Source organism: Streptomyces sp. NPDC059679, assembly GCF_042734105.1.
In the GTDB taxonomy this organism is placed as follows: Bacteria; Actinomycetota; Actinomycetes; order Streptomycetales; family Streptomycetaceae; genus Streptomyces.
In genome coordinates, this window is record NZ_JBHWES010000006.1 from 167,379 (window position 1) to 177,946 (window position 10,568).

Genomic DNA, 10,568 nt, shown 5'->3' on the forward strand with positions numbered 1-10,568 from the left:
GTCTTCATCGCTCGCCCCAATAGCTCAGTCGGCAGAGCGTCTCCATGGTAAGGAGAAGGTCTACGGTTCGATTCCGTATTGGGGCTCTGATGTGTGAGATGTCCCGCTCGGCTCAGGTCGGGTGGGGGATCGATCGCATCGCAGCGGTGTAGCTCAGTCGGTAGAGCAAGCGGCTCATAATCGCTGTGTCACCGGTTCAAGTCCGGTCACCGCTACTCACTGTAGCCGATTGTGGGGTCGGTCCTTCGATCGGCTACTATTTCTGCGTTCATCCATCCGTTCGTCAAGGAGCACTCACGTGGCTGCCACCGACGTCCGCCCGAAGATCACGCTGGCCTGCGTGGAGTGCAAGGAGCGGAACTACATCACCAAGAAGAACCGGCGTAATGACCCGGATCGTCTTGAGCTGAAGAAGCACTGCCCGCGTTGCAACGCGCACACCGCGCACCGCGAGACGCGATAAACACGACGGTCAGATCGATCGTATAGACCGCATTCAAGGTCGCCCCCCACACGCGGGGGCGGCCTTGTTTCGTTCCACCATCACAGGAGGTGCCGAGTCGATGGCGCTCGACCAGTCGTTCGTCGGGCGGTCCTACCCGCCCACCGCGCCCTATGAGGTCGGCCGGGAGAAGATCCGCGAATTCGCCGAGGCGATCGGCGACGCCAATCCGGTGTACTTCGATCCGGAGGCGGCCAAGGCATTCGACCACCCCGATGTGATCGCCCCGCCGACCTTTGTTTTCGCGCTCACCTTCAAGGCCGCCGGGCAGCAGGTTATCGAGGACCCGCAGCTGGGCCTGGACTACAGCCGGGTGGTGCACGGCGACCAGAGGTTCGTCTACACCCGTCCGCTGCACGCGGGCGATCGCCTCACGGTCACCTCGACGATCGACTCGATCAAGTCGCTGGCCGGTAATGACATTTTGTCCGTCCGCGGCGAGGTGCACGATGAGGCCGGGGAGCACGTGGTGACCTCCTACACGACCCTCGTGGCCCGCGCCGTCGAGGCCCAGGTCACCCCGGCGGCCGAGGTCACCCCGACGGCGGTCCAGGACATCCCGGCGCAGGCCCAGGACGCTCAGGCAGCAGACGCCCAGGCAGCAAAGGACGGCAGATGACAGCCAAGGTCTCGTACGACGACGTCGAGGTCGGCACCGAGCTGCCCGCGCAGGAATTCCCCGTGACCCGCGCGGACCTCGTCCAGTACGCGGGCGCCTCGGGCGACTTCAACCCGATCCACTGGAACGAGAAGTTCGCCAAAGAGGTCGGCCTCCCCGACGTCATCGCGCACGGCATGTTCACCATGGCCGAGGCGGGCCGTGTGGTGACCGACTGGGCCGGGGACCCGGCGGCCGTCGTGGAGTACGGGGTGCGCTTCACCAAGCCGGTCGTCGTGCCGAACGACGAGAAGGGCTCGGTCGTCGAGGTGACCGCCAAGGTCGCCGCCAAGCTGGACGACGAGGCCCGTACGGTCCGCGTCGACGTCGTGGCGACCAGCGCGGGGCAGAAGGTGCTGGGCCGGGCCCGCGCCGTCGTCCGCCTCGCCTGAGACCTCCTGGCGGCAGGCAGCACGAGAGGCGCCCCACGGGCCAGGCCAGACCAGACCAGGCCCCGTCGGGGCGCCCCCGTACTCTTGAGCGCGTGCAGGAACTCCACGACGCGCCCCTGGCCCCCTTCACCACCTTCCGCCTCGGCGGCCCGGCCGGCCGGCTGCTCACGGCCACCACCGACGACGAGGTGATCGCGGCGGTCCGGGAGGCCGACGCGGCCGGGACCCCGCTGCTGGTCATAGGCGGCGGCAGCAATCTGGTCATCGCCGACAAGGGCTTCGACGGCACCGCCCTGCGCATCGCGACCAGTGGCTTCACCCTCGACGGCGGCCGACTGGAACTGGCCGCGGGCGAGAACTGGTCGGACGCGGTGGCCCGTACGGTCGGGGCCGGACTCGCCGGGATCGAATGCCTGGCCGGAATCCCCGGCTCCGCGGGGGCGACCCCGATCCAGAACGTGGGCGCGTACGGCCAGGAGGTCTCGGCCACGATCACCGAGGTCGTCGCCTACGACCGGCGCACCGAGACCGTCGTGACCATCCCGAACGCCGACTGCGGCTTCGCCTACCGCCACAGCCGCTTCAAGGCCGACCCGGGCCGCCATGTGGTGCTGCGGGTGCGCTTCGCGCTGGAGGACGCGGACGGCCTGTCCGCGCCGGTCAAGTACGCGGAGACCGCCCGCGCCCTCGGCGTGGCGGTGGGGGAGCGGGTGCCCGTGGCCACCGCCCGCGACGAGGTTCTGAAGCTCCGCGCGGGTAAGGGGATGGTCCTCGACCCGCAGGACCACGACACCTGGTCCGCGGGCTCCTTCTTCACCAACCCGATCCTGACCGAAGAGGCCCACGCCGCCTTCCTGGCCCGCGTCGCCGAGCGCCTGGGCCCGGACGTCACCCCGCCCGCCTATCCGGCGGGGGAGGGGCGGGTCAAGACCTCCGCCGCATGGCTGATCGACAAGGCGGGCTTCACCAAGGGCTACGGCACCGGCCCGGCACGCATCTCCACCAAGCACACCCTCGCCCTGACCAACCGCGGCGAGGCCACGACCGAGGACCTGCTCGCGCTCGCCCGCGAGGTCGTCGCCGGGGTCGAGGCCGCGTTCGGGGTCACGCTCGTCAACGAGCCGGTGACGGTCGGCGTCAGCCTCTGAGCCGTCGCCTCGCTCACCCGGCCGCCAGCCAGGCGTCGATGTCCGCGAGCAGCGGCGCGGCCACGTCCTTGGGGGCCGCCGAGCCGCGGATGGACTGGCGGGCCAGCTCGGCCAGCTCGGTGTCCGTGAAGCCGTGGTGCTCGCGCGCCAGCTCGTACTGGGCCGCCAGCCGCGACCCGAACAGCAGCGGGTCGTCGGCGCCCAGCGCCATCGGCACCCCGGCCTCGTACAGCGTGCGCAGCGGCACGTCCTCCGGCTTCTCGTAGACGCCCAGGGCCACGTTCGAGGACGGGCACACCTCGCAGGTCACGCCGCGCTCGGCGAGCCGGCGCAGCAGCCGGGGGTCCTCGGCGGCCCGTACGCCGTGGCCCACCCGCTGGGCGCCGAGGTCGTCCAGGCAGTCGCGGACGCTGCTGGGGCCCGACAGCTCGCCGCCGTGCGGGGCCGCCAGCAGGCCGCCGTCGCGGGCGATGGCGAAGGCCCGGTCGAAGTCCCGGGCCAGGCCGCGCCGCTCGTCGTTGGACAGCCCGAAGCCGATGACGCCGCGGTCGGCGAAGCGGACCGCCAGCCGGGCCAGCGTGCGCGCTTCCAGGGGGTGCTTCATACGGTTGGCGGCGACCAGCACCCGCATCCCGAGCCCGGTGTCCCGGGAGGCGGTCTCCACGGCGTCCAGGATGATCTCCAGCGCCGGGATCAGACCGCCCAGACGCGGGGCGTACGAGGTGGGGTCGACCTGGATCTCCAGCCACTTGGCGCCGTCCCGTACGTCCTCCTCGGCGGCCTCGCGCACCAGCCGCTGGATGTCCTCGGGCTCGCGCAGACAGGACCGCGCGATGTCGTACAGCCGCTGGAACCGGAACCAGCCGCGCTCGTCGGTGGCCCGCAGTTTGGGGGGCTCGCCGCCGCTGAGCGCTTCCGGGAGGTGGACGTCGTACTTGTCGGCGAGCTCGAGCAGCGTGGCGGGACGCATGGAGCCGGTGAAATGCAGATGGAGATGCGCTTTGGGGAGCAGAAGTACGTCACGTGCCATCTGCAGATACTGCCGCAGCCCGGAGCCCGCCGGTACCGCTTTCGCCGAACGGGGGCTTGCCCGCACATGAATGCGGGTCTACCTGAACGCGGGCGCAAAGGGCGGGCGTAAACGGACGCGGGCGCCCGGCCACCGCCGAGCGCCCGCGTCACACACGTCTGAGCGCGCCTCTGAGGGGGCGCGAAATCAGTCGCGCGCCTCGCCCAGCAGCTTCTGCAGCCGGGAGATCCCCTCGACCAGGTCCTCGTCGCCCAGCGCGTACGAGAGCCGCAGATAGCCCGGGGTGCCGAATGCCTCGCCCGGGACGACCGCGACCTCGGCCTCCTCCAGGACCAGCTCGGCCAGTTCCACGGAGCTCTGCGGGCGCTTGCCGCGGATCTCCTTGCCGATCAGGGCCTTCACCGACGGGTAGGCGTAGAAGGCGCCCTCGGGCTCGGGGCACTCCACGCCGTCGATCTCGTTCAGCATCCGCACGATGGTGCGGCGGCGGCGGTCGAATGCCTCGCGCATCGCGGCCACGGCGTCCAGGTCGCCCGCGACGGCGGCCAAGGCGGCGACCTGTGCGACATTGCTCACGTTGGAGGTGGCGTGCGACTGGAGGTTGGTCGCGGCCTTGACGACGTCCTTGGGGCCGATGACCCAGCCCACCCGCCAGCCGGTCATGGCGTACGTCTTCGCCACGCCGTTGACCACGATGCACTTGTCCCGCAGCTCGGGCACCACGACCGGAAGCGAGTGGAATTCCGCGTCCCCGTACACCAGGTGCTCGTAGATCTCGTCGGTGAGCACCCACAGCCCGTGCTCGGCCGCCCAGCGCCCGATCGCCTCGACCTGCTCACGCGGGTAGACGGCGCCGGTGGGGTTGGACGGGGAGACGAAGAGCAGCACCTTGGTGCGCTCGGTGCGGGCCGCCTCCAGCTGCTCCACGGAGACCCGGTAGCCGGTGGTCTCGTCGGCGACGACATCGACCGGGACGCCGCCCGCGAGCCGGATCGACTCGGGGTAGGTGGTCCAGTACGGGGCGGGGACGATGACCTCGTCGCCCGGGTCCAGGATCGCCGCGAACGCCTGGTAGATCGCCTGCTTGCCGCCGTTGGTCACCAGGACCTGCGCCGCCTCGACCTCGTAGCCGCTGTCGCGCAGCGTCTTCGCGGCGATCGCGGCCTTGAGCTCGGGCAGCCCGCCGGCCGGGGTGTAGCGGTGGTACTTCGGGTTGCGGCAGGCCTCCACCGCCGCCTCGACGATGTAGTCGGGCGTGGGGAAGTCGGGCTCGCCCGCGCCGAAGCCGATCACCGGACGCCCGGCGGCCTTGAGGGCCTTGGCCTTGGCGTCGACGGCGAGCGTGGCGGACTCGGAAATGGCTCCGATACGGGCGGAGACACGGCGCTCTGTCGGGGACTGTGCAGGAGGGTTAGCAGCGGTCATATGTGCATCGTCCCAGACCGCCGAATAGCGCGGCACACGGGTTTAAGGGCGCCATGGGCGCTTCTCGTTCGACGCCCGGCCCTGGACCACGTACACTCATCCGTCGTTGGCCGCTCAACAGCCGTTTCGCCTCGCGCACTCCATGGAGCCGGGTGGATGCGGTAGGTTGGGTGGAGCCGCAAAGGGTCGTAGCTCAATTGGTAGAGCACTGGTCTCCAAAACCAGCGGTTGGGGGTTCAAGTCCCTCCGGCCCTGCTACACGCACATTTACCAGGGTGCGTGGGCGCGTACTGAGAATGCACCGCTGTGCGGCCGGGCCGGACGCGGCACGGCCACGACCCGGATTCAGGTGAGGACGTAGTGACGGAAGCCCTTGGCTCCACCGCGACGCCTGAAAGCGGTCGTCCCGAAGAAGAGGTGGCGGCCAAGAAGAGCCGCCGTGGTGGCAAGCGCGCCAAGAAGGGGCCCTTCGGCAGGCTCGCGCTCTTCTACCGCCAGATCGTCGCTGAGCTGCGCAAGGTCGTGTGGCCCACGCGTGGCCAGCTGTCGACGTACACCACTGTGGTGATCGTCTTTGTGCTCATCATGATCGGCATCGTTACAGTGATCGACTATGGGTTCAACCAAGCCATCAAGTACGTCTTTGGCTGACCCTCGAAGGGTGGCGCTGTCCCGAGTTGCCCCTTCGTACGTTCCACCCCTCTTGAAGCCAGGAAGAAGCAGCCACCGTGTCTGACCCGAACCTGAACGAGGCCGCCGCGGCCGTCGAGTCCGATGAGGACGAGCTCGACATCATCGAGGCTGCCGATGAGGACCAGGCCGAGGCTGCGGAGGCTGAGGCGGGAGAGCCGGCCGAGAAGGATGCGGTCCGCGTCGAGGACGAGGACGCTGTCCTGGCGGCCGAGGACGCCGAGGCCGACGCAGAAGAGGCCGAAGAAGAGGCTGACGAAGAAGAGGCCGGGGAAGAGACCGCCGAAGAAGAGATCGCGGTCGACCCGGTCGAGGCCCTGCGTGAGGAGCTGCGGACCCTCCCCGGCGAGTGGTACGTCATCCACACCTACGCGGGCTACGAGAACCGCGTGAAGACCAACCTCGAGCAGCGTGCCGTATCGCTGAACGTGGAGGACTACATCTTCCAGGCCGAGGTGCCGCAGGAAGAGGTCGTCCAGATCAAGAACGGCGACCGCCGCACCGTGCGCCAGAACAAGCTGCCCGGCTATGTGCTGGTGCGCATGGACCTGACGAACGAGTCCTGGGGCGTGGTCCGCAACACCCCGGGCGTCACCGGCTTCGTGGGCAACGCGTACGACCCGTACCCGCTGACCCTGGACGAGATCGTCAAGATGCTCGCCCCGGAGGCCGAGGAGAAGGCCGCCAAGGCCGCCGCCGAGGAGGCGGGCCTGCCGGCGCCGAGCCGCAAGGTCGAGGTCCAGGTGCTGGACTTCGAGGTGGGCGACTCGGTCACGGTCACCGACGGTCCCTTCGCGACGCTGCAGGCGACGATCAACGAGATCAACGCCGACTCGAAGAAGGTCAAGGGCCTGGTGGAGATCTTCGGCCGGGAGACCCCGGTCGAGCTGAGCTTCGACCAGATCCAGAAGAACTGACCATACGAACCTTCCGATCAGGTCAGACGGGCTTTCGCGGCCTGTCTGACCTGCTCGGTTTTAGGCCGCACAGCTATACCCGTTACTGTTGTGCGGTATGCCTCCATCCGGATGATCCGGTTCGGAGGCGAATCACCTCTCACTAAGACCCGGAGAGAGCATGCCTCCCAAGAAGAAGAAGGTCACGGGGCTGATCAAGCTCCAGATCCAGGCCGGTGCCGCGAACCCGGCTCCGCCGGTCGGCCCCGCGCTGGGCCAGCACGGCGTCAACATCATGGAGTTCTGCAAGGCCTACAACGCCGCGACCGAGTCGCAGCGCGGCATGGTCGTGCCGGTGGAGATCACGGTCTACGAGGACCGTTCCTTCACCTTCGTCACCAAGACTCCGCCGGCCGCCAAGCTGATCCTCAAGGCCGCGGGTGTGGAGAAGGGCTCCGGCGAGCCGCACAAGACCAAGGTCGCCAAGATCACCCGCGACCAGGTCCGTGACATCGCCACCACCAAGATGCCCGACCTGAACGCCAACGACCTGGACGCCGCCGAGAAGATCATCGCCGGCACCGCCCGTTCCATGGGCATCACGGTCGAGGGCTGACACCCCCGTAGCACCACCGTGGCAGGGCCAAGCGCGGCCCGGACCACGACTCCACAACCTTTCAGGAGCAGCAGTGAAGCGCAGCAAGACTCTCCGCAGCGCGGACGCCAAGATCGACCGGGAGCGCGTGTACGCCCCGCTCGAGGCCGTTCGGCTCGCCAAGGAGACCTCCGCCGCCAAGTTCGACGCGACCGTCGAGGTGGCCATGCGCCTGGGTGTCGACCCGCGCAAGGCCGACCAGATGGTCCGTGGCACCGTGAACCTTCCGCACGGCACCGGTAAGACCGCCCGGGTCCTGGTCTTCGCGACCGGTGACCGTGCTGCGGCCGCGGAGGCCGCCGGCGCCGACATCGTCGGCTCCGACGAGCTGATCGACGAGGTGTCCAAGGGCCGGCTGGACTTCGACGCCGTCGTCGCCACCCCGGACCTCATGGGCAAGGTCGGCCGCCTGGGCCGGGTGCTCGGTCCGCGTGGTCTGATGCCGAACCCGAAGACCGGCACCGTCACCCCCGACGTGGCCAAGGCCGTCACCGACATCAAGGGCGGCAAGATCGAGTTCCGCGTCGACAAGCACTCGAACCTGCACTTCATCATCGGCAAGGTCTCCTTCGACGAGGCCAAGCTGGTGGAGAACTACGCCGCGGCGCTCGAGGAGATCAACCGTCTCAAGCCGTCCGCCGCCAAGGGCCGCTACATCAAGAAGGCGACCCTGACCACCACGATGGGCCCTGGCATCCCGCTGGACGCCAACCGCACCCGCAACCTGCTGGTCGAGGACGAGGCCGTCTGAGCACGTTCTGTCTCAGCACGCGCTTGATACGCGTGCTGAGCGCACTCTGAGTGCCGTATGAGGCGGCGCTCAACCCCTGTGAGCCGGGTTCCCGCACCTCCCAAGTGGAGGGTGGGAACCCGGCTCACTGCGTTGGGCGTCCCCTCAGATACAGTCTCAGCAGTCGTAAAAGATAAATAAGAAGCAAAGACAAAGACATAGGGGGACCTGTGCGCGGTACTCGTTTCGCTGCTCGGAGTGCGGCGGTGCTCAGCGGTGTGGTTCTGGTGGCCGGTCTCACGGCCTGTGGGAGCGACAAGGCCGACAGCGACAAGTCGAGCAAGGGCTCCGACAAGGCCGCCGAGTCGGTGGGCGGCCCGCTCGCCGCCCTCAAGCTCGCCTCGCAGCAGACGGACCAGCAGCACTCGGCCAAGGTCGAGGGCACCACGCAGATGGGTGCGCAGAACTCGACCATGTCCGGCGCGATGGACTGGGCGGACGGCATGCGCGCCAACATGACCATCACGCAGAAGGGCGGGTCGGTCCAGAACTCGCCGCTGGCGGGCAAGCCCATGGAGGCTCGCTACACGCCCGACGCGATGTTCATGAACCTCGGCCCCGAGTTCGCGGCGCAGGCGGGCGGCAAGCACTGGATGAAGTACGACTACGACACCCTGGCCAAGCAGGCCGGCGCCTCCGGTGAGTTCCTCAAGGACCAGATGCAGAACACCGACCCGGCGCGTTCGGTGCAGCTGCTGATCGCCACCGGCCAGGTCAAGAGCGTGGGCTCGGAGTCGGTCAAGGGCGTCAAGGCGACCCACTACACCGGCACCGTGAAGGTCTCCGAGTTGGCCAAGATGCAGTCCAAGGACCTCACCCAGTCGGACCTCGAGGCCCTGCAGAAGCAGCTGGAGACCTCGGGCATGGAGACCGAGACCATCGACCTGTGGATCGACGGTGACAACCTCCTGGTCAAGAAGCGGGAGCAGGCCGACAGCAACAACGGGAAGTACGACTCGACGGTCTTCTACTCGGACTACGGCACCAAGGTCACCGTCGAGGAGCCGCCGGCCTCGGACACCATGAACTTCGAGGACGCCCTGGGTCAGCAGAGCTGACCTGACGGAAGAGCCGATTTGCCTGGCCGCGGCCCGTTCGCGTAGCCTTCCACCGAAGCCAAAGACCGCTGGTCGCTGCTGTGCCTCGCAAGGGGTGTGGTGGCCGAAGGATCCGCTAGCTGCGGACGACCTGCGCAGGTGATTGTGGATGGACTCCCGACCGGGCCGCGAGCCCGTACGGTCGAGTCACGCCCCGAGCGCCTGCGCCGGGGCGTTTCGTTTTGTTAAGCCTCCTTGCCCGGCCGATGCGGTCCTCATCACCCGGAAGGAGGCCGAGGCTCATGGCGAGGCCTGACAAGGTCGCGGCCGTCGAGGAGATGACGGACAAGTTCCGTACCTCCAACGCTGCTGTTGTGACCGCGTACACCGGTCTCACCGTCGCGCAGCTCAAGGAGCTGCGCCGTTCGCTCGGTGAGAACGCTCAGTACCGTGTGGTGAAGAACACGCTGACCAAGATCGCGGCCAACGAGGCCGGGATCACCACGCTCGACGACCTGTTCGCGGGTTCGTCGGCCGTCGCTTTCGTGACCGGTGACCCGGTCGAGGCGGCGAAGGGTCTCCGTGACTTCGCCAAGGAGAACCCCGCTCTCGTCATCAAGGGCGGTGTCCTTGACGGCAAGGCGCTGTCCGCCGACGAGATCAAGAAGCTCGCGGACCTCGAGTCCCGCGAGGTGCTGCTCGCCAAGCTGGCGGGCGCCATGAAGGGCAAGCAGTCCCAGGCTGCGGCGCTCTTCCAGGCGCTCCCGTCGAAGTTCGTCCGCACGGCGGAGGCGCTTCGCGTCAAGAAGGAAGAGCAGGGCGGTGCCGGCGAGCCGGCTCCCGCCGAGGCCGCGGAGTAATTCTCCCGCTGCCCAGCGGGCCCGTGCCCGCCGACATGTACATCCGGCACCAGCCGATTTAGTGGAAGGACCGCCATCATGGCGAAGCTCAGCCAGGAAGACCTGCTCGCCCAGTTCGAGGAGATGACCCTCATCGAGCTCTCCGAGTTCGTGAAGCTCTTCGAGGAGAAGTTCGACGTCACCGCCGCCGCCCCGGCCGCCATCGCCGTTGCCCCGGGTGCCCCGGGTGCCGCGGCCGAGGCCGAGCCGGAGAAGGACGAGTTCGACGTCATCCTCACCGGCGCTGGCGAGAAGAAGATCCAGGTCATCAAGGTCGTGCGTGAGCTGACCTCGCTGGGTCTGAAGGAGGCCAAGGACCTCGTCGACGGCACCCCGAAGCCGGTCCTGGAGAAGGTCAACAAGGAGCAGGCCGAGAAGGCCGCCGAGTCCCTCAAGGGCGCCGGCGCCTCCGTCGAGGTCAAGTGACCCGAGGGGTTCAGGGGCCC

12 protein-coding genes, 3 tRNA genes and 1 pseudogene are annotated in these 10,568 nt (G+C 68.3%); 14 read left to right on the forward strand and 2 right to left on the reverse strand.

Annotation, left to right across the window (positions count from 1 at the left end; all coding sequences use genetic code 11):
- Nucleotides 1-13: 13 nt before the first annotated feature.
- The 6 genes and pseudogenes from ACFV2X_RS09990 (at nt 14) to ACFV2X_RS10015 (ending at nt 2,700) form a co-directional block, all read left to right on the forward strand.
- A tRNA-Thr gene (locus tag ACFV2X_RS09990) sits at nt 14-86 on the forward strand.
- Between the two features lie 56 nt (nt 87-142).
- Nucleotides 143-215: transfer RNA gene (locus ACFV2X_RS09995), tRNA-Met, on the forward strand.
- A gap of 83 nt (nt 216-298) precedes the next feature.
- Nucleotides 299-463: a 50S ribosomal protein L33 gene (rpmG, locus tag ACFV2X_RS10000; RefSeq protein WP_065962933.1), complete on the forward strand. Its 165-nt coding sequence runs from the start codon at nt 299-301 to the stop codon at nt 461-463.
- 100 nt (nt 464-563) lie between these two features.
- Nucleotides 564-1,010: pseudogene (locus ACFV2X_RS10005) on the forward strand (MaoC family dehydratase N-terminal domain-containing protein); the annotation flags it as partial.
- Nucleotides 1,011-1,117: 107 nt separating this feature from the next.
- A complete protein-coding gene (locus tag ACFV2X_RS10010; protein ID WP_089509716.1) occupies nt 1,118-1,552 on the forward strand; it encodes a MaoC family dehydratase in 435 nt (144 codons plus the stop codon).
- A gap of 92 nt (nt 1,553-1,644) precedes the next feature.
- On the forward strand, nt 1,645-2,700 hold the full coding sequence (locus tag ACFV2X_RS10015; protein WP_385613809.1) for a UDP-N-acetylmuramate dehydrogenase: 1,056 nt from the start codon (nt 1,645-1,647) through the stop codon (nt 2,698-2,700).
- Nucleotides 2,701-2,713: 13 nt separating this feature from the next.
- On the opposite strand, the gene ACFV2X_RS10020 is transcribed toward ACFV2X_RS10015, so the two are convergent.
- Both ACFV2X_RS10020 and ACFV2X_RS10025 read right to left on the reverse strand, forming a co-directional pair.
- Complete coding sequence (locus tag ACFV2X_RS10020) at nt 2,714-3,730, reverse strand: adenosine deaminase (protein ID WP_385613811.1); 1,017 nt, start codon at nt 3,728-3,730, stop codon at nt 2,714-2,716.
- 186 nt (nt 3,731-3,916) lie between these two features.
- On the reverse strand, nt 3,917-5,155 hold the full coding sequence (locus ACFV2X_RS10025; protein ID WP_385613814.1) for a pyridoxal phosphate-dependent aminotransferase: 1,239 nt from the start codon (nt 5,153-5,155) through the stop codon (nt 3,917-3,919).
- A 182-nt stretch (nt 5,156-5,337) separates the two neighbouring features.
- Here ACFV2X_RS10025 and ACFV2X_RS10030 point away from each other — a divergent pair.
- The 8 genes from ACFV2X_RS10030 (at nt 5,338) to rplL (ending at nt 10,548) form a co-directional block, all read left to right on the forward strand.
- Nucleotides 5,338-5,410, forward strand: a tRNA-Trp gene (locus tag ACFV2X_RS10030).
- A 105-nt stretch (nt 5,411-5,515) separates the two neighbouring features.
- Nucleotides 5,516-5,806 (forward strand): preprotein translocase subunit SecE, encoded by a 291-nt coding sequence (gene secE / locus ACFV2X_RS10035; RefSeq protein WP_043487404.1) that lies wholly within the window; start codon nt 5,516-5,518, stop codon nt 5,804-5,806.
- 77 nt (nt 5,807-5,883) lie between these two features.
- A complete protein-coding gene (nusG, locus tag ACFV2X_RS10040) occupies nt 5,884-6,762 on the forward strand; it encodes a transcription termination/antitermination protein NusG (RefSeq protein ID WP_385613816.1) in 879 nt (292 codons plus the stop codon).
- Between the two features lie 160 nt (nt 6,763-6,922).
- Complete coding sequence (gene rplK / locus ACFV2X_RS10045) at nt 6,923-7,357, forward strand: 50S ribosomal protein L11 (protein WP_030412999.1); 435 nt, start codon at nt 6,923-6,925, stop codon at nt 7,355-7,357.
- A 73-nt stretch (nt 7,358-7,430) separates the two neighbouring features.
- Nucleotides 7,431-8,147: a 50S ribosomal protein L1 gene (gene rplA / locus ACFV2X_RS10050; protein WP_385613819.1), complete on the forward strand. Its 717-nt coding sequence runs from the start codon at nt 7,431-7,433 to the stop codon at nt 8,145-8,147.
- A gap of 245 nt (nt 8,148-8,392) precedes the next feature.
- Entirely contained in the window at nt 8,393-9,244 is an 852-nt protein-coding gene (locus tag ACFV2X_RS10055) for a hypothetical protein (protein ID WP_385613822.1), read from the forward strand.
- Nucleotides 9,245-9,525: 281 nt separating this feature from the next.
- Nucleotides 9,526-10,083 (forward strand): 50S ribosomal protein L10, encoded by a 558-nt coding sequence (gene rplJ, locus ACFV2X_RS10060; protein ID WP_065962956.1) that lies wholly within the window; start codon nt 9,526-9,528, stop codon nt 10,081-10,083.
- Between the two features lie 78 nt (nt 10,084-10,161).
- Nucleotides 10,162-10,548, forward strand: a complete 387-nt coding sequence (gene rplL / locus ACFV2X_RS10065) for a 50S ribosomal protein L7/L12 (RefSeq protein WP_089509708.1) — start codon at nt 10,162-10,164, stop codon at nt 10,546-10,548.
- Nucleotides 10,549-10,568: the final 20 nt, after the last annotated feature.

Bases quoted from the DNA above. Each gene is read 5' to 3' on its own strand.
- ACFV2X_RS10020 (WP_385613811.1), bottom strand. From the start codon at position 3,730: ATGGCACGTGACGTACTTCTGCTCCCCAAAGCGCATCTCCATCTGCAT.
- ACFV2X_RS10010 (WP_089509716.1), top strand. From the start codon at position 1,118: ATGACAGCCAAGGTCTCGTACGACGACGTCGAGGTCGGCACCGAGCTG.
- rplJ (WP_065962956.1), top strand. From the start codon at position 9,526: ATGGCGAGGCCTGACAAGGTCGCGGCCGTCGAGGAGATGACGGACAAG.
- ACFV2X_RS10025 (WP_385613814.1), bottom strand. From the start codon at position 5,155: ATGACCGCTGCTAACCCTCCTGCACAGTCCCCGACAGAGCGCCGTGTC.
- rplK (WP_030412999.1), top strand. From the start codon at position 6,923: ATGCCTCCCAAGAAGAAGAAGGTCACGGGGCTGATCAAGCTCCAGATC.
- rplL (WP_089509708.1), top strand. From the start codon at position 10,162: ATGGCGAAGCTCAGCCAGGAAGACCTGCTCGCCCAGTTCGAGGAGATG.